The organism is Variovorax sp. PvP013, from assembly GCF_050435945.1.
In the GTDB taxonomy this organism is placed as follows: Bacteria; Pseudomonadota; Gammaproteobacteria; order Burkholderiales; family Burkholderiaceae_C; genus Variovorax.
The window spans coordinates 141,794-159,622 of record NZ_JBNDLF010000003.1 but is presented as its reverse complement, the minus strand read 5'-3'; the positions used below and the strand labels follow the sequence as shown (position 1 = coordinate 159,622).

Genomic DNA, 17,829 nt, shown 5'->3' with positions numbered 1-17,829 from the left:
CGACCCGGTCGCCAGGCGGCCGGACGGCGTTCCGGGACAATCGCCGCATGAACCCGCGCGCCGTCTCCATCCCCATCGACCCCGACGAGGTCGAGCTGAGCGCCATCCGGGCGCAGGGCGCGGGCGGGCAGAACGTCAACAAGGTGTCGAGCGCGGTGCACCTGCGCTACGACATCCCGGCGAGCTCGCTGCCGCCGGACGTCAAGGAGCGGCTGCTGGCATTGCGCGACGGCCGCATCACGCAGGAGGGCGTGCTGGTGCTCAAGGCGCAGCAGCATCGCACCCAGGAGATGAACCGCGCCGATGCGCTCGCGCGCCTGCAGGCGGTGGTCGACAGCGTCGCCGTGCCGCCGCGCATCCGGCGCGCCACCAAGCCGTCCTACGGCGCCAAGCAGCGGCGGCTGGAGGGCAAGAGCCAGCGCTCGGAGATCAAGAGCCTGCGCGGGCGGGTGAAGGACTAGCCGCCGGCGCATCCGCCGTGCCGCCTGCTTCGGGTTCGCGTGGCCGAGGGCCGGTGTCCCGTGCGGCCGGTGTCCCCAGGGCCGCCAGTGCCGCCAGGGCTTCCGCATCGGTCCGGTAGCTCGCCAGCAGCGGATCCGGCGCGAGCAGGCCGGCGTTCTCCAGCACCGTCTGGGCGGGCAGCTTCAGGCCGCTGAGGTACAGCGCGATGCCACGCGCGGCGAGGCTCTGGCGGATCGAGCCGAAGACCTCGGCGCCGGTGACGTCGACGCGGTTGATGGGCTGGGCGAAGAGGCAGACCGCCCGCAGCCCCGGCCGCGCCGCGACCTGCTGGCCGATGGCGCGTTCGAGCGTGCTGGCCGAGGCGAAGTCGAGTTCGGCGTCCATGCGCAGTGCGTAGACGTCGGGCGCCAGCGGCGGCAGGTGCCACAGGTGACGGTCGCGCAGGCTGCCGTCGGCGTGCAGACCCACCTCGATGATGCGCGGGTGCAGGTGCCGGTACATGTAATGGCTCAGGCTCATCAGCAGGCCGGCGAGCACGCCCCAGTAGATGTCCGGTGCCGTGACCACCGTGAGCCCGAAGGTCACGCCGGCCGTGATCGCCTCGACCCGCGAGACGCGCCACAGCTGCACGAAGGCGCGCGGCTTGATCAGCCCCAGGATGGCCGTCACCACCAGCCCCGCGAGCACCGCCTGCGGCACGTGGTAGAGCAGCGGCATCATCCACAACAGCGCCAGCCCGATCAGCGCCACGCAGACGATCGTGGCCCAGCCCGTCTTGGCGCCCGCGTAGAGGTTGATGGCCGAGCGCGAGAACGACGAGCTGGTCGCGAAGCCGCCCGAGAGCCCGGAGGCGATCTTCGCCAGCCCCTGGCCGATCAGGTCCTGGTTCTCGTTCCAGAGCTTGCCGGCACGGCCGTTGTCGATCTTGGCGCTCGAGGCCGTCTCCAGGAAACTCACCAGCGTGATCATGCAGGCCGGCAGCAGCAGCGCGCCCAGCGTGCCGAAGGAGATCGCGCCCGGCCAGTAGGGGGCCGGCAGCCCGCCGGGCAGCGTGCCGACGACCGCGCCGCCGCGCAGGGCGTAGCCGAACGCCGCGCTCGCCAGGGCCCCGACGACCACCACCACCATCGCCGCCGGCAGCCGGGGCCAGCGCTGCTTGGCCAGCCACAGCGCGGCCATCGTGCCCAGGCCGAAGGCGATGGCGACGACGTCCGGCGGCGGCCCGTCAAGCACCCGCGCGATCGGCCGGCCCGTGAAGCCCAGCAGCGCGGGCAGTTGCGACATCACGATCAGCAATGCCGCGCCCTGGGTGAAGCCGATCAGCACCGGCGAGTTGACCAGCTTGAGCAGCCAGCCGAAGCGTCCGACGCCCAGCACCAGCTGGATCGCGCCGGACAGCAGCGCCAGCCACACCGCGAGCGACACCCACTCGGCGCTGCCCGGAATGGCCAACGGTGCGAGCGAGGCGCCGATGAGCAGGCTGGTCAGCGCGGTCGGCCCGACCGACAGCCGCGCCGAGGCGCTCCACAGCACGCCGACGAGCGCCGGCACGAAGGAGGCGTAGATGCCCGTCACCAGCGGCATGCCGGCCAGCGCGGCATAGGCCACGCCCTGCGGGATCACGAACATCGCCACCGTCAGGCCGGCGACGACCTCGCCGCGCAGGGTGGCCCGGTCGGGCCGGGGCCAGCCCAGGAAGGGCAGCCAGCGCGTCAGTCGCGCGCGGGTCGGGCGCACGCTCATCGGTCGCGGGGCTTGGCGGACAGCCGGGGCTTTCGGTGCTGGAAGGTGGTCGGCGAGCGGCCGGTGGCGGCCTTGAACATGGCGCAGAAGGCGCTGTCGGTGGCGTAGCCGCTGGCGCTGGCCACCTGGCTGACCGGCATCCCGCGCGCGAGCAACGGCAGGGCGTGCGCCATCACCGCGTGCTGGCGCCACTGCTGCCAGCCCATGCCGAGCTGGTCGCGGAACAGGCGCGCCACGGTGCGCTCGCTGGCGCCGATGGCCGCCGCCCGCTCGGCCAGCGTGGCGCGGTCGGCCGGGTTGCGCAGCAGCGTCTCGCACAGCTGGCGCAGGCGCTTGTCGGCCGGCAAGGGCACGTCGATGCGGATCTGCGTGGCGCGGCCGAGCTCGTCGATCAGCAGCGGCGCGATCATGCGTTCGCGCTGCGGGGCATGCGGGTCGGCCGGCGGCCGGCCGTCGGGCGTGGTGTCCAGGGCCAGCATCAGGGCGCGCAGCAGCGGGCTGATCTCCAGCACCTCGCAGCGTTCCCAGCCCGGCGCCAGCCACGCGTGGAGGTAGACGGTGCGCAGCTCGGCGTCCTCGATCAGCGTGATGCTGTGCGGCACGTTGGCCGGCACCCACAGGGCGCGCGAGGGCGGCACGATGTAGCTGCCGTCGCGCGTGCTCAGGCGGATCACGCCGCGGGTGGAGAAGGTCAGCTGCGGCCACGGATGCACGTGCAGGTCGACCTGCGTGTCGGCCTTGAGGAAGTGTTCCTTGGCCCGCAGGGGCCGCACCGCGTCGGGCGCGTAGAGATGGGGGGTGAGGGGGCCGACATGGGTGGTCGAGCCGGTGGCCGCGAGGCGCAGGTGGTTGCGCCGGCGGGACGGGGAACCCGGAGCGGGCCCGGTCGGCGCCTGCTCGGGATCGACGGAATCGACTGTCATGGTTTCGACATAGGTTGTCCTTCTATCGCCATTCTGACGTCGGTGCGCGACCTACGATCAGGGCCTTCCGGTTTTTCTCCCCGCCCGACATCATGCCTGCCTCCCACGCTTCTTCGACATCTTCCGCCCCGCCCACCTTCCGGGCCGACGCGCAGCTGATCGGCCTGGTCGGCCTCGGTCACGCGGTCAGCCACTTCAGCCAGCTCGTGCTGGCGCCGCTGTTCCCGTGGCTGAAGGAGGCCTTCGACGTCAGTTACACGCAGCTCGGCGCGGTGCTCACGGTGTTCTTCGTGGTGTCGTGCCTGGTGCAGGCGGCCTCGGGCTTCGTGGTCGACAAGCTCGGTCCGCGGCCGGTGCTGTTCGTCGGGCTGGCGATGCTCGCCCTGGGGTCCTTCGGCTACGCGCTGGCGCAGAGCTACTGGATGCTGCTGGCCAGCGCGGTGGTCGGCGGCGTGGGCAACGGCGTGTTCCACCCGGTCAACTACACGCTGTTCAACCGCAAGGTGGCGCCGACCCGGCTGGGCCACGCCTACAGCGTCCACGGCATCACCGGCAGCCTGGGCTGGGCGCTGGCGCCGGCGTTCGTGGTGCCGCTGGCCATGGCCTACTCGTGGCGGGTGGCGCTGGCCGCGGCGGGCGGGGTGGCGCTGGCAGTGCTTGTGCTGCTGTGGCTGTACCGCGCCATCCTCGCGCTCGACGTCAGGGCGGTGCTCAAGGCGACGGGGCAGGGCGTGCCCGGCGCGCCGCACGCGGCCATCACCGGCCAGTTCGATTTCCTGCGCATCCCGGCGGTGTGGATGTGCTTCGGTTTCTTCTTCTTCTACGCCATGGTCATCAGCATCGTCCAGACCTTCGCGCCGGTCGCCGCCGGCCGTCTGCACGACGTGCCCGTGGGGCTGGTGGCGATGTGCCTGACGATCTACATGGGCGCGAGTGCGGCCGGCATGGTGCTCGGCGGCTTCCTGGCGTCGGACCCGTCGCGTTGCGAGCGCATCGTGGGCACGGGCTTCGGCATCGCCGCCGCGCTGGCGCTGGTGCTGGCCTTCGTCGACTTCGCCCCGCTCATGGTGCCGGTGATCTTCGGCGCGATGGGTTTCGTCTCGGGCATCGCCGGGCCGTCGCGCGATCTGCTGGTCAAGCGCTCGACGCCGTCCAACGCCACCGGTCGCGTCTACGGCGTGGTCTACGCCGGCCTCGACATCGGCCAGGCGACCGCGCCGCTGCTCTTCGGCGGCTTGATGGACCAGGGTCAGTACCGCAGCGTGATCGTCGGCCTGGCGGTGGTGCAGGCGGTGCTGATCGCCAGCGCCTTCAACGTGCGCCGGGTGCGCCGCGAAGCCCTGGCGCCGGCATCCGTGTCGGCATGAGCGCCATTCCGCTCTCGCTCTATCTGGTCGTCGCCCTCGGTGCCGCGGTCGCGGGCTTCGTGCAGGGGCTGTCGGGCTTCGCCTTCGGGCTGGTGGCGATGTCGTTCTGGGCCTGGACGGTGGAACCGCAACTCGCCGCCGTGCTGGCGGTCTTCGGCGCGCTGACGGGGCAGGTGATCGCCGCCGTCACCGTGCGCCGCGGCTTCGACTGGCGATCGCTGCTGCCGTTCGTGATCGGCGGCCTGGTGGGCGTGCCGGTGGGCGTCTGGTTGCTGCCCCGGATCGACGCCCTCGTGTTCAGGGCCGGCCTGGGCACGCTGCTGGTGGTCTGGTGCTCGACGATGCTGATGGCGCGCAGCCTGCCGCGCGTGCGCTGGGGCGGACGGTTCGCCGACGGCGTCTCGGGCCTGCTGGGCGGCGTGTGCGGCGGCATCGGCGGCTTCACCGGACCGATCCCGACGCTGTGGTGCACGCTGCGCGGCCTGGAGCGCGACGCGCAGCGCTCGATCGTGCAGAACTTCAACCTGGCGATGCTCGCCGTGTCGTTCGCGATCCATGCCGCGGCGGGGCACGTCACGTTCGCGATGCTGCCGTTGCTGGCGCTGGTCGGGGTCTGCGTGCTGGTGCCGGTGCTCCTGGGCGCGCGGTTCTACATCGGCATGAGCGATGCGGCGTTCCGTCAGCTGGTGCTGGCGCTGCTGACGGCCTCGGGCGTGGCGCTGCTCGTGGGCTCGCTGCCGGCGCTGCTGTCGCGTTGAAGCGCGTTCAGCGCGCCGCGCCGTCGGGGCGCGAAGGTTCGTTCCAGATGCGCTGCCAGAGCGCCCCCAGGCCGTCGAGCGGTGCCTTCCAGGGCTGCTGGCGGGGCGGGATCGCGCGCCAGGGTCCATCGCCTTCGCGACGCGCGACCTCGAACTGGAAGGTGTAGCTCGGCTCCTGGCCCATGCGCAGGTCCGACAGCACCAGCACGCCATCGGATGTCGACTGCGCGCGCATGAAGCCGCCGTTGAACCACGAGAGACGCCGCACGGCCGGCAGGTCGCCCGCGTCGGCCAACGCCCGCACGTCCGACGGATAGGCCCGGAAGGTCATCGGGCCACGGTCGGCGGCCAGCGAACGTTCGCCTTCGAGATACCCCGTCGGCGTCATCGCGACGACGCGCCAGAGCAGGGTGTTGAACGCGGTCGGACCCGCCAGGCGCGGCGCGTCCGCCAGGCCCATGGCCGCCAGCGCGCGGTCGGCCTCGCGCTCCACGGCGTTTCGCGCCAGCAGAGACCACCCCAGGTAGGCGCTGCTGATCGCCAGCGCACCCACGAGCGCGCGCTGCGAGCGGCGCATCGTCGAGGGCCGCTGCGCTCGTGCCTCGGACGCGGCCCACCAGGCGTAGACGCACGCGGCCAGCAGCCACAGCGTGTAGGCCGGGTCGATGATGAAGACGCTCGACCACGACACCGGCGGTGTCGGCAGGGGCCACCACAGCTGCGTGCCGTAGACCGTGAAGGCATCGAGCAACGGATGCGTGAGCAGCGCGAGCTGGATGGCCCAGAACCAGCGTCCCGGCGACTCGGCCACGCGCCGGCCGCGCCGTCTGAACAGCCACCAGATCAAGGCGCCGACGACGGGCAGCACCAGCAGCGAGTGGCTGAAGCTGCGATGCATCGTCATCAGGGTCACCGGGTCGTCGGTGAAGGGCTTCATCAGCAGCCCGTCGAGGTCGGGCAGCGTGCCGAGCGCGGCGCCGGCGAGGAGGGCGGCGCGGCGGTGGCGGGCCGGGGCGATGGCGGCGGCCACGGCACCGCCGAGCACGATCTGGGTCAGGGAATCCATGCGCCCGATGCTAGCCGGGGCGTTCCTGCCATGCCCGGCGGCGGACCGGGCGCGGGGCGCCGTCAGGCCGTGGTCGGTACCAGCAGCGCGTCGAGCGCCCGCAGGCTGGCGATCGTCTTCATGCAGGCGTCGGCCACCTCGGTGCCCTTCACGGCGAAGTGCTGGTGGAAGTATTTGCGATGCTCCACGTGCTCGTGGAAGTGATGCGGCGTGAGCACCGCCGAGAGCATCGGCACGTCGGTCTGGAGCTGCAGCGACATCAGCGCCTCGACCACCGTGGCGGCGACGAATTCGTGGCGGTAGATGCCGCCGTCGACCACCAGCGCGCAACCGACGATGGCGGCGTAGCGGCCCGACAGCGCGAGGCGCCGGGCGTGCAGCGGGATCTCGAAGGCGCCGGGTACGTCGATGACGTCGATGCGCTCGCGCGGGAAGCCCTGGCGCGCCATCTCGGCGAGGAAGGCGTCGCGCGCCTGGTGGACGATGTCGGCATGCCACTGGGCTTGGACGAAGGCGACGCGCTGAATGCCGGCATCGTCGTCGGCCTTGGCAATGGCGGAGAGTGGAAGGTCGTTGATCTGACTCATGGTGGGCCTCGTGCTTCGGTGAGGAAGCGGGTTTTCCTGAATCAGGGCGCACGAAGCCTGCGGCCTGCCTTGCGCGAGGAGCGCACGGCCGGCCACGGGTTCGCGCTCTCTTTCATCCGGACTGTGACCGTCGGCCCCGGGATCGCACCGGGTCTGCTGACCCCGCCACGCGCAGGGGCACGGCGGGCGCTCGCGGGCTCGTGCGAACGCATCGCCATCACCGCCGGTGGGGAGTTCCGCCCCGCCCTGAGAACGCTTGGTTGCTCCGGTCGGGCCGGAGCGGCGACGATTCTAGGCAGGTCTCGATCCTCGTCCTGTCGCCTTCGCGGCGGCCCCTGCCACCCATGTGGGATCGTTCGGAATCGCATGGACGAAAAAAAACCGGCCGAGCCGGTTTTCCTTTCGAATGTCGCCGGCGTCCGATGCGGACGAGCGACGATTCGCTTACTTGACGTGCTTGCCGATCAGTGCCGCCAGTTCGAACATCGACACCTGCGACTTGCCGAAGATGGCCTTGAGCTTGTCGTCGGCGTTGATGTTGCGCTTGTTGTTCTTGTCCTGCAGGTCGTTCTTCTTGATGTAGTCCCACAGCTTGCTGACCACCGCGGTGCGGGGCAGGGGCGTCGAGCCGACGACGGCCGCGAGTTCGGCGCTGGGGGTCAGTTCCTTCATGAAGGCGGCGTTGGGCGTGCGCTTCTTGGCCGGAGCGGCGGTCTTCGACGCGGCGGACTTCTTGGCCGGAGCGGCAGCGCTCGTGTCGGCGGCCGTCGTCTTCGCAGGAGCCGCTGCCTTCTTGGCGGGTGCCTCGGCCTTGGGTGCCTCGGTCTTCTTGGCCGGAGCCTTCTTTGCAGTTGCCATGGTTGATTTCCTTGTTGGATTTGCGGATCTCGCCAATGAAAAACGGGTCTTCATCGGAAGATCGGATGCTAAAGGAGAAGAAACGCGTTTCCAAGGGAAAAAGGGACTTTTCGCTGGGCGGCTGTTGCTTTTTTCCGAGGGTCGACGAGCGTGGTTTGCGTGTCCTGGACATGGGGTGCCGGGGATCGTCGCGGCGTCAACGCGAAGGACCTTCGACACCGCGTTGCGGCCATGTCGCCAGCATCACGCCGGCCAGCGCCACCGCGAAGGCCGCGAACTGCGCAATGGAGAGGGTTTCTCCCAGCGCGAGGACGCCTGTCAGCGCCGCGCTGACGGGAAGCAGCACGGCGAACACGCCGGCCTGCGACGCGGGCACGTGTGCGAGTCCCGTCATCCACAGCCACACGGTCCCGATGCTCGCGGCCATCGCGTAGAAGACCAGCAGCAGCCACGTCGCACCGCCGACCGCACCGAAATCGAATCGCCACGCCAGCCACAGACCGAAGGGCGTCGAGAGCGCGAAGCCCCAAAGGTTGATGAGCGACGAGATCCGCTTGGGTCCCAGGCGACCGGTGAGCGACTTGCCGATGACCGCATAGGCCGCCTCGCACAGCACGGCGCAGAACACCAACGCATTGCCCAACCACGGCAGGGCCGACCGCGCGTCGCCACTCGCCGACGCGTGGACCGGCGCCGTTGATGGCGCCAGGGCGAGCAGTCCGATGCCGAGGGCCGCGCAGCCGACCGCCAGTCCCGTGCGCCACGTGATGCGTTCTCCCAGGAAGACGAAGCCCGCGACGGCGATCGCCGCCGGAATCGACGCCATGATCACGCCCGCCGACACGGCGCTCGTCATGCTCACGCCGAACAGCATGCAGATCGAGAACATGAAGTTGCCGAGGAACGATTCCAGGAACACCAGGCCGCGCGTGCGCAGGGTCATGGGCGGCTCGCCCGGCGGGCGACGCAGCCAGTGCGGCATGGCCAGGGCAGCGAGACCGAAGCGCAGCCATGCCAGCAGCAGCACCGGGAAGGCCGCCACGAGCGGCTTGGACAGCGCGACGTAGGTGCCGACGAGCGACATGCTCAGCGCGAGACAGCCGTAGGCCATCCAGCGGCTGGAGGCGGAATCGGGATGGATCAAGGAGACGACGCCGGTCACGGCGCGGTGGCGGCGAGACGTTCGATGATGCCCGATGCGTCATGGCGGCTGACGACGGTCGCGCCGGAGGAAATGTTTTTCACAGTCAGGAAGCTGTTTTGCATCGTGGAATATGAGTTTGCTGCAGCGCGGTATATTTTCTCGATATGAGACATTGGATTTCACATTGAAATATATAGACTTCAAGTCATTGATTTCATTGAATAAAAAATAAGTCTTATATAAGACATAAGACAAGCGAGAGGCGTTAAAGTCATGCCATGGCGACGACGTCGGATCCGAACCGATGCCAGCCACCGATCAACAACCATCCCAGGAGTGACCATGCCCCAGACCCTCACCGAACAACTCAGCCGTGAACAGCAGATCGCCGCCCTCGAAAAGGACTGGGCGACCAACCCGCGCTGGAAAGGCATCAAGCGTGGCTACAGCGCCGCCGAAGTGGTTCGCCTGCGCGGCTCCTTCCCCATCGAGCACACGCTGGCGCGCCGCGGCGCCGAGAAGCTCTGGGACCTCGTCCACGACGAGCCCTATGTCAACTGCCTTGGCGCCCTGACCGGTGGCCAGGCCATGCAGCAGGTCAAGGCCGGCATCAAGGCCATCTACCTGTCGGGCTGGCAGGTCGCGGCCGACAACAACAGCTACGCGTCGATGTACCCCGACCAGTCGCTCTATCCGGTCGACTCGGTGCCCACGGTGGTCGAGCGCATCAACAACACGTTCCGCCGCGCCGACGAGATCCAGTGGTCCAAGGGCACCAACCCGGGCGACGCCGGCTACATCGACTACTTCGCACCGATCGTGGCCGATGCCGAAGCCGGCTTCGGCGGCGTGCTCAACGCTTTCGAATTGATGAAGGCCATGATCAAGGCCGGCGCCGGCGGCGTGCACTTCGAGGACCAGTTGGCTTCGGTCAAGAAGTGCGGCCACATGGGCGGCAAGGTGCTGGTGCCGACCACCGAAGCGGTGCAGAAGCTGATCGCCGCGCGCATGGCGGCCGACGTCTGCGGCACGCCGACGCTGGTCATCGCCCGCACCGACGCCGAAGCCGCAGACCTCATCACCAGCGACTACGACGAGAACGACAAGCCCTTCATCACCGGCGAACGCACGGCCGAAGGCTTCTACCGCACGAAGAAGGGCATGGACCAGGCCATCAGCCGCGCCGTCGCCTATGCCCACTACGCCGATCTGGTGTGGTGCGAGACCGGCACGCCCGACCTCGAGTTCGCCCGCAAGTTCGCCGAAGCCGTGCACAAGGTGCATCCGGGCAAGATGCTGGCTTACAACTGCTCGCCGTCGTTCAACTGGAAGAAGAACCTCGACGACGCGACCATCGCCAAGTTCCAGCGCGAACTCGGTGCGATGGGCTACAAGTACCAGTTCATCACGCTGGCCGGCATCCACTCGATGTGGTTCAACATGTTCGATCTGGCGCAGGACTATGCGGCACGCGGCATGTCGGCCTATGTCGAGAAGGTGCAGGAGCCCGAATTCGCGGCCCGCGACCGCGGCTACACTTTCGTGTCGCACCAGCAGGAGGTCGGCACCGGCTACTTCGACGAGGTGACGACCGTGATCCAGGGCGGCAAGTCGAGCGTCACGGCACTGACCGGCTCGACCGAGGAAGAGCAGTTCCACTGATCCGGCGACTTGCCGGGGCGGGGCGGGCGGATAGAATCGCCGGCTCCGCCCACAGCAACAAGAGCGAGAAAGGCAATCTGGTTATGACACCGCGAACTACGTCCGACGCACTCGCCAGCGCTTCCGTCGAAGGAATGCGCCGGTAGAACCGCGCACGTCGGCAGGGTCGCCGTCCATCCACCAGCAAAGCGCGGTCACCACCGCGCTTTTTTGTTTTTCCGGCTCAAGGTCTCACATGATCCACATCACGCTCCCCGACAACTCGCAGCGCGAGTATCCCGGCCCCGTCTCCGTCCTCGATGTGGCCCGCTCCATCGGGCCCGGTCTCGCCAAGATGACCGTGGCCGGCAAGGTCGACGGCCGGCTGGTCGACGCCAGCGACGTCATCGACCGCGATGCCAGGCTCCAGATCATCACCCCCAAGGACGACGAGGGACTGGAGATCATCCGCCACTCCACGGCGCACCTGGTCGGCCACGCCGTCAAGCAGCTCTATCCGACGGCGAAGATGGTCATCGGTCCGGTGATCGACGAAGGTTTCTACTACGACATCGCCTACGAGCGCCCCTTCACGCCCGAGGACATGGTCGCGATCGAGCAGCGCATGAAGGAGCTGATCGCCCAGGACTACGAGGTCGTCAAGAAGGTGACGCCACGCGCCGAGGTGATCGAGGTCTTCCAGTCGCGTGGCGAGGACTACAAGCTGCGCCTGGTCGAGGACATGCCCGACGAGCAGGCCATGGGGCTCTACTACCACCAGGAATACGTCGACATGTGCCGCGGCCCGCACGTGCCGAACACGCGGTTCCTGAAGGTCTTCAAGCTGACCAAGCTGGCCGGCGCCTACTGGCGGGGGGATGCCAAGAACGAACAGCTCCAGCGCATCTACGGCACCGCCTGGGCCGACAAGAAGCAGCTCGACCAGTACATCCAGCGCATCGAGGAGGCCGAGAAGCGCGACCACCGCCGGCTGGGCAAGGAACTCGACCTGTTCCACATCGACGAAGTCGCGCCCGGTGTCGTCTTCTGGCATCCGAAGGGCTGGGCGGTGTGGCAGGCGGTCGAGCAGTACATGCGCCAGGTCTACAAGGACACGGGCTACCAGGAGGTCAAGGGTCCTCAGATCCTGGACAAGAGCCTGTGGGAGAAGACGGGCCATTGGCAGAACTACCGCGAGAACATGTTCGTCACCGAATCGGAAAAGCGCGAGTACGCGCTCAAGCCGATGAACTGCCCGGGCCATGTCCTGATCTTCAAGTCGGACCTGCGCAGCTATCGTGACCTGCCGCTGCGCTATGGCGAGTTCGGCCAGTGCCATCGCAACGAGCCCAGCGGTGCGCTGCACGGCATCATGCGGGTGCGTGGCTTCACGCAGGACGACGGTCACATCTTCTGTACCGAGGACCAGATCCTGGAGGAGTGCGTCAACTACACCGCGCAACTCCAGAAGGTCTACACCGATTTCGGTTTCACCGACATCCTCTACAAGGTGGCGACGCGGCCGGAAAACCGCATCGGCTCCGACGCTCTGTGGGACAAGGCGGAGCATGCCGTCATGGAAGCGCTGCGTCGCTCGGGTGTCGATTTCGTCATCGCGCCGGGTGACGGCGCCTTCTACGGCCCCAAGATCGAATACACGCTCAGGGACGCCATCGGCCGCCAGTGGCAATGCGGCACCATGCAGGTCGACTTCAACATGGCCGAGCGCCTGGGCGGCGAGTACGTGACCGAGACCAGCGGTCGCGCCCATCCCGTGATGCTGCACCGCGCGATCGTCGGCAGCCTGGAACGCTTCATCGGCATGCTGATCGAGCACCATGCGGGTGCTTTGCCGGCATGGCTCGCTCCGGTACAGGTCGCGGTACTGAACATCAGCGAAGGACAGGCCGATTACGCCGCGTCCGTGGCGAAAGCGCTGCAGAATCAAGGGCTTAGGGTCCAACTGGATCTGCACAACGAGAAGATCACGTATAAAATACGGAAGCATTCGTTGCAAAAGCTTCCTTACATCGTTGTCGTGGGCGACAAGGAAAAGGAAGCTGGTGCCGTCGCAGTGCGCGCCCGAGGCAATGTTGACCTCGGTGCCATGTCGGTGGAGGCGTTCTTGCAGAAGGTCGCCGACGACATCCAACACAAACGCTGATCCTGGGTTGAAAAGCGGTTCGTGAGCGCAATCTGCGGCAATCGTCGTCATTCCGGCGACAAACTGTTTGAAGGATCCTGACCATCGCTACTGCATTCCGCGACCGCCGCCACCGCGAGGAACGCCAACACCGCCTGAACCGGGAAATCATGGCCCCGGAAGTCCGCCTGATCGGGCCCGAGAACGAGCCGCTGGGTGTCGTGAGCCTCATGGAGGCGCTGCGCCTGGCCGGTGACCAGGACGTCGATCTGGTGGAAGTCGTCGCGGCGGCCAATCCGCCGGTCTGCCGCCTGATCGAGTACGGAAAGTTCAAGTATCACGAGCAAAAGAAGGCGGCCGAGGCGAAGTCGAAGCAGAAGATCGTCGAAGTCAAGGAAATCAAGTTCCGACCGGGTACCGACGACGGCGACTACAACATCAAGATGCGCAACATCAGGCGTTTTCTTGAAGAAGGCGACAAGTGCAAGATCACCTTGCGCTTCCGCGGTCGTGAGATCACGCACCAAGAACTCGGTCTGGCACTGCTACAGCGCATTCGCGACGAATTGGGCGACACCATCATGGTGGAGCAGTTTCCGAAGCTCGAAGGGCGTCAGATGATCATGATGATCGCTCCGGGCCGCAAGAAGGCCGGGGCTGCCAAGCCGATCAGCGAAACCGCAGCATCGTCGACCGCAGCGGCTTGAAGACCGCCTGCGGATCGAGTCGATCTGATTTCGGGTTTCGAAGGGTTTCTTGCCGGCGATGCCTCAAAGCATCGATGGCGGGGGAAAAAGAAGTGTCTCGGGGCCAACAAGTCTGTGGACGATCCGCAGCGCCTCACGAGCACAAATCAAAGGAGCATTCACATGCCCAAAATGAAGACCAAGAGCAGCGCGAAGAAACGTTTCCGCGTTCGTCCCGGTGGCACCGTCAAGCGCGGTCAAGCCTTCAAGCGTCACATCCTGACCAAGAAGACCACCAAGAACAAGCGCCATCTGCGCGGTGCAGTGACCGTCCACGAAACCAACATGGTTTCGATGGCCGCGATGCTGCCCGGCATGGGCATCTAATTCAGACGAACAAGGAGTAAATACATGCCTCGCGTCAAACGTGGTGTAACGGCTCGCGCCCGCCACAAGAAAGTTCTCAAGCTCGCCAAGGGTTTCCGCGGCCGCCGCGGCAATGTCTTCCGCATCGCCAAACAGGCGGTGATGAAGGCGGGCCAGTACGCCTACCGTGATCGCCGCACCAAGAAGCGCGTGTTCCGTCAACTGTGGATCGCGCGTATCAACGCCGCGTCGCGTGAACTGGGTCTGACGTACAGCCAGTTCGCCAACGGCATCCGCAAGGCCGGCATCGAGATCGACCGCAAGGTCCTCGCCGACATCGCCGTGCACGACAAGGCCGCGTTCGCTGGCATCGTGGAACAGGTCAAGGCCAAGCTGGCGGCTTGATTTTCGCCCGGTGGGTGATTGCTTCCGGGCAATCGACCACGCCCACGGCACGAGGGCTGGCGCTTGAAGAAAGCTCCAGCCCTTTTTTATTTTCCTCTGAAGAATTTTCATGAACGAGCTGGATTCCCTGGTCGAGACCGCGCGTGCCGCCTTCGCCGAGGCGGTGCTGCCCGCAGAGCTGGAGAACGCGAAAGCACGCTTCATCGGCAAGGCCGGTCGCATCACCGAACTGATGAAGGGCATGGCCCAGCTGCCGGTCGAAGAGAAGAAATCCCGCGGCGCGGCGATCAACGTTGCCAAGCAGGCCATCGAAGCGGCGCTGTCCGAACGCCGCCAGCAACTCGCCGACCTCGAACTGGAAGCCCAGTTGCGCGCCGAAGCGCTCGACGTCACCCTGCCGGGCCGCCGCCGCGTGACCGGCGGCCTGCATCCGGTGAGCCGCACGATGGAGCGCATCGAGGCCATCTTCTCCAGCATGGGTTTCGACGTCGCCGACGGCCCGGAGATCGAGAGCGACTGGCACAGCTTCACCTCGTTGAACAACCCGCCCAACCATCCGGCGCGTTCGATGCAGGACACCTTCTACGTCGACCTCAAGGGCGAGGACGGCATCGCCTACAACCTGCGGCCCCACACCAGCCCGATGCAGGTGCGCTACGCCCATCAGCACATCAAGAAGCACGCGGCCGCTTTCGAGGCCGCGGCGCAGGACACCAGCGGCACCGTCAAGGCGCCGGAGATCCGCGTGATCGCCCCGGGCCGGACCTACCGCGTCGACAGCGACGCCACCCACTCGCCCATGTTCCACCAGTGCGAGGGCCTGTGGCTCGGCGAGAACGTGAGCTTCAAGGACCTGAAGGTCGTCTTCACCGACTTCTGCCGCACGTTCTTCGAGAGCGACGACCTGGTGCTGCGCTTCCGTCCGAGCTTCTTCCCGTTCACCGAGCCCAGCGCCGAGATCGACATCCAGTTCCAGAGCGGGCCGCTGGCCGGTCGCTGGCTGGAGGTGGCCGGCTCGGGCCAGGTGCATCCGAACGTGGTGCGCAACATGGGGCTCGATCCCGAGCGCTACATCGGCTTCGCCTTCGGCATGGGCCCGGACCGGCTCACGATGCTGCGCTATGGCGTGAACGACCTGCGCCTGTTCTTCGACGGCGACCTGCGCTTCCTGTCGCAGTTCCAATGACGCGCCGACGTCCGCTCGCGCGCCCCATCGATTCCTGAGAGAACAACGAATGCAATTCCCCGAGTCCTGGTTGCGCGAGTTCTGCAACCCGCCGCTGTCCGGCACCGAACTGGCCGAGACGCTCACCATGGGTGGTTTCGAGGTCGAGGAACGCCGTCCCGTGGCGCCGCCGTTCAGCCGCATCGTCGTCGGCGAGATCAAGGAGGCCGTGCAGCATCCCAACGCCGACCGCCTGCGCGTGTGTCAGGTCGACGTCGGCCAGGGCGCGCTGCTCAACATCGTCTGCGGCGCGCCGAACGCCCGCGTGGGCATCAAGGTGCCCTGCGCGCTGGTGGGCGCCGAACTGCCGCCCGGCGACGACGGCAAGCCTTTCCTCATCAAGCTCGGCAAGCTGCGCGGCGTCGAGAGCCAGGGCATGCTGTGCTCGGCACGCGAACTGAAGCTGAGCGAGGACCACGGTGGCCTGCTCGAACTGGATGCCGATGCACCGCTCGGTGCCGACGTGCGCGACGTGCTCGCGCTCGACGATGCGCTCCTCACGCTCAAGCTCACGCCCAATCTGGCACACGGCCTGAGCGTGTACGGCATCGCGCGCGAGCTGTCGGCGCTGACCGGCGCGGTGTTGAACACGCCCGCCATCCCCGCTGTGGAGTCGACGCTGGCCGACACGCTGCCCGTCAGCGTGGAGGCTCCCGACCTGTGCGGTCGTTTTTCCGGCCGCATCGTGCGCGACGTCGACACCACGGTGAAGACGCCCGCCTGGATGGTCGACCGGCTCGCGCGTTGCGGCCAACGCAGCGTGTCGCCCCTGGTGGACATCTCCAACTACGTGATGTTCGAGTACGGCCAGCCGACGCACATCTTCGACCTGGACAGGATCGACGGCGGCCTTTCGGTGCGCTGGGGCCGCGCGGGCGAGCAACTGAAGCTGCTCAACGGCAGCACCGTGACGCTCGACGAGAAGGTCGGCGTGATCGCCGACGAACGGGAGGTCGAGTCGCTCGCCGGCATCATGGGCGGCGATGCCACGGCCGTGTCCGACACCACCCGCAACATCTATGTCGAGGCCGCCTTCTGGTGGCCCGAAGCGATCCAGGGCCGCTCGCGGCGCTTCAACTTCTCGACCGACGCCGGCCATCGCTTCGAGCGCGGCGTCGATCCGAGTCGCACCGTCGAGATCATCGAGCGCATCACGCGGCTCATCGTCGACATCTGCGGCGGATCGGCCGGTCCGGTCGACGACCGCATCCTGCGGCTGCCCGAAGCCAAGTCCGTCACGCTGCGCGTCGCGCGCGCGGCGCGCGTCATCGGCATGCCGGTCACGCAGGCACAGTGCGTCGACGTGCTGCAGCGGCTCGGCCTGCCGATCGAACAAGGCGACGGCGTCGTCGTCGTCACGCCCGCGCCGCACCGCTTCGACCTGCGGATCGAGGAGGACCTGATCGAGGAGGTCGCGCGGCTGATCGGCTACGACAAGCTGCCCGTCACCGCGCCGCTCGCACCCATCACGGCGCGCGTGCAGCCCGAAGACCGGCGCGGCCGCTTCGCCATCCGCCATCGCGTGGCCGGACTCGGTTATCAGGAGACGATCAATTTCAGCTTCGTGGAAGCGCACTGGGAGCACGAACTCGCGGGCAATCCCGATCCGGTGAAGCTGCTCAATCCGATCGCCAGCCCGATGAGCGTCATGCGCTCGTCCCTCATGGGATCGCTGCTGCAGGTGCTCAAGTTCAACCTCGACCGCAAGGCGCCGGGCGTGCGCGTGTTCGAGATCGGTCGCGTGTTCCTGCGTGATGCGAGCGTCGCGACCACCGACACCACGGTACAGGGCATTCACCAGCCGATGCGCCTGGCCGGTCTGGCGTGGGGCGACGATGCCGAGTCGCGCTGGAACGGCAAGCCGCAGCGCGTCGATTTCCACGACGTCAAGGGCGACGTCGAAGCGTTGCTCGCCCCCCGCGTGGCGACCTTCGAGGCCGTCGAGCATCCGGCGCTGCATCCCGGCCGCTCGGCGCGCGTGACGGTCGACGGCCGTGCCATCGGCGTCATCGGTGAACTGCATCCGCGCTGGCGCCAGAGCTGGGACTTCGCCCAGGCACCGGTGCTGTTCGAACTCGATCTGGATGCGGTCGCCGTGCAGCCCGTGCCGGTGGCCCGGCCGGTGCCCAGGCATCAGGCGGTCGAACGCGACATCGCCGTGATCGTGGGGGAGTCGGTCACCCATCGCGCGCTGCTCGACGCCATCGAGGGCGCGTCCACCCAGGGCCTGCTGCGCGATGCCGTGCTGTTCGACATCTACCGGCCTCAACCCGCGCGCGACGGTGCTTCTTCCGGCACCGCCGGCTTGGCACCGGGGGAAAAGAGCATGGCCGTGCGTCTCGCTTTCCAGTCGGAAAGCGGTACCTTGAACGATGATCAGGTCGAACCGGCCGTGCGTGCCATCGTCGAACGTCTGGCATCGACCCTGGGCGCGCGACAGCGAGGATGAACAAGA

16 protein-coding genes and 1 riboswitch are annotated in these 17,829 nt (G+C 67.5%); of the genes, 10 read left to right on the top strand and 6 right to left on the bottom strand.

Annotated features, from left to right (window positions below; all coding sequences use genetic code 11):
* Nucleotides 1-47: 47 nt before the first annotated feature.
* Nucleotides 48-461, top strand: a complete 414-nt coding sequence (gene arfB / locus ABID77_RS11105; protein WP_429595187.1) for an alternative ribosome rescue aminoacyl-tRNA hydrolase ArfB — start codon at nucleotides 48-50, stop codon at nucleotides 459-461.
* Here arfB and ABID77_RS11100 read toward each other — a convergent pair.
* Both ABID77_RS11100 and ABID77_RS11095 read right to left on the bottom strand, forming a co-directional pair.
* Nucleotides 430-2,205: a SulP family inorganic anion transporter gene (locus ABID77_RS11100; protein ID WP_429595184.1), complete on the bottom strand. Its 1,776-nt coding sequence runs from the start codon at nucleotides 2,203-2,205 to the stop codon at nucleotides 430-432. The two genes, arfB and ABID77_RS11100, sit on opposite strands and share 32 nt — an antisense overlap.
* On the bottom strand, nucleotides 2,202-3,128 hold the full coding sequence (locus tag ABID77_RS11095; protein WP_429595181.1) for an AraC family transcriptional regulator: 927 nt from the start codon (nucleotides 3,126-3,128) through the stop codon (nucleotides 2,202-2,204). The genes ABID77_RS11100 and ABID77_RS11095 overlap by 4 nt, the downstream gene beginning before the upstream one ends.
* A 92-nt stretch (nucleotides 3,129-3,220) precedes the next feature.
* On the opposite strand from ABID77_RS11095, the gene ABID77_RS11090 reads away from it, so the two are divergent.
* Nucleotides 3,221-4,495 (top strand): MFS transporter, encoded by a 1,275-nt coding sequence (locus ABID77_RS11090; RefSeq protein ID WP_429595178.1) that lies wholly within the window; start codon nucleotides 3,221-3,223, stop codon nucleotides 4,493-4,495.
* The gene (locus ABID77_RS11085) at nucleotides 4,492-5,253 is read left to right on the top strand and encodes a sulfite exporter TauE/SafE family protein (RefSeq protein WP_429595175.1); all 762 of its coding nucleotides are present in this window, start codon (nucleotides 4,492-4,494) and stop codon (nucleotides 5,251-5,253) included. Before ABID77_RS11090 ends, ABID77_RS11085 begins: the two co-directional genes overlap by 4 nt.
* A 7-nt stretch (nucleotides 5,254-5,260) precedes the next feature.
* Here the strand turns inward: ABID77_RS11085 and ABID77_RS11080 are convergent, their stop codons facing one another.
* The 4 genes from ABID77_RS11080 to ABID77_RS11065 all read right to left on the bottom strand — a co-directional run bounded on the left by ABID77_RS11080 (nucleotide 5,261) and on the right by ABID77_RS11065 (nucleotide 8,875).
* On the bottom strand, nucleotides 5,261-6,319 hold the full coding sequence (locus ABID77_RS11080) for a metal-dependent hydrolase (RefSeq protein ID WP_429595172.1): 1,059 nt from the start codon (nucleotides 6,317-6,319) through the stop codon (nucleotides 5,261-5,263).
* A gap of 62 nt (nucleotides 6,320-6,381) precedes the next feature.
* Nucleotides 6,382-6,906: a 6,7-dimethyl-8-ribityllumazine synthase gene (locus ABID77_RS11075; RefSeq protein ID WP_429595169.1), complete on the bottom strand. Its 525-nt coding sequence runs from the start codon at nucleotides 6,904-6,906 to the stop codon at nucleotides 6,382-6,384.
* A 100-nt stretch (nucleotides 6,907-7,006) separates the two neighbouring features.
* A riboswitch (FMN riboswitch) is annotated at nucleotides 7,007-7,164 on the bottom strand.
* A gap of 186 nt (nucleotides 7,165-7,350) precedes the next feature.
* Entirely contained in the window at nucleotides 7,351-7,764 is a 414-nt protein-coding gene (locus ABID77_RS11070; protein WP_429595166.1) for an SWIB/MDM2 domain-containing protein, read from the bottom strand.
* Nucleotides 7,765-7,960: 196 nt separating this feature from the next.
* Nucleotides 7,961-8,875 (bottom strand): DMT family transporter, encoded by a 915-nt coding sequence (locus tag ABID77_RS11065; RefSeq protein WP_429596126.1) that lies wholly within the window; start codon nucleotides 8,873-8,875, stop codon nucleotides 7,961-7,963.
* 375 nt (nucleotides 8,876-9,250) lie between these two features.
* Here ABID77_RS11065 and aceA point away from each other — a divergent pair, with 375 nt between their 5' ends.
* The 7 genes from aceA to pheT all read left to right on the top strand — a co-directional run bounded on the left by aceA (nucleotide 9,251) and on the right by pheT (nucleotide 17,823).
* Entirely contained in the window at nucleotides 9,251-10,570 is a 1,320-nt protein-coding gene (gene aceA, locus ABID77_RS11060; protein ID WP_429595163.1) for an isocitrate lyase, read from the top strand.
* 235 nt (nucleotides 10,571-10,805) lie between these two features.
* A complete protein-coding gene (thrS, locus tag ABID77_RS11055; protein ID WP_429595160.1) occupies nucleotides 10,806-12,713 on the top strand; it encodes a threonine--tRNA ligase in 1,908 nt (635 codons plus the stop codon).
* A 74-nt stretch (nucleotides 12,714-12,787) separates the two neighbouring features.
* A complete protein-coding gene (infC, locus tag ABID77_RS11050; RefSeq protein WP_429596123.1) occupies nucleotides 12,788-13,399 on the top strand; it encodes a translation initiation factor IF-3 in 612 nt (203 codons plus the stop codon).
* 162 nt (nucleotides 13,400-13,561) lie between these two features.
* Nucleotides 13,562-13,765, top strand: a complete 204-nt coding sequence (gene rpmI, locus ABID77_RS11045; RefSeq protein ID WP_132733279.1) for a 50S ribosomal protein L35 — start codon at nucleotides 13,562-13,564, stop codon at nucleotides 13,763-13,765.
* Nucleotides 13,766-13,789: 24 nt separating this feature from the next.
* Nucleotides 13,790-14,149 (top strand): 50S ribosomal protein L20, encoded by a 360-nt coding sequence (rplT, locus tag ABID77_RS11040; protein WP_429595157.1) that lies wholly within the window; start codon nucleotides 13,790-13,792, stop codon nucleotides 14,147-14,149.
* A gap of 109 nt (nucleotides 14,150-14,258) precedes the next feature.
* A complete protein-coding gene (gene pheS / locus ABID77_RS11035; RefSeq protein ID WP_429595153.1) occupies nucleotides 14,259-15,335 on the top strand; it encodes a phenylalanine--tRNA ligase subunit alpha in 1,077 nt (358 codons plus the stop codon).
* Nucleotides 15,336-15,384: 49 nt separating this feature from the next.
* On the top strand, nucleotides 15,385-17,823 hold the full coding sequence (gene pheT / locus ABID77_RS11030) for a phenylalanine--tRNA ligase subunit beta (RefSeq protein ID WP_429595150.1): 2,439 nt from the start codon (nucleotides 15,385-15,387) through the stop codon (nucleotides 17,821-17,823).
* Nucleotides 17,824-17,829: the final 6 nt, after the last annotated feature.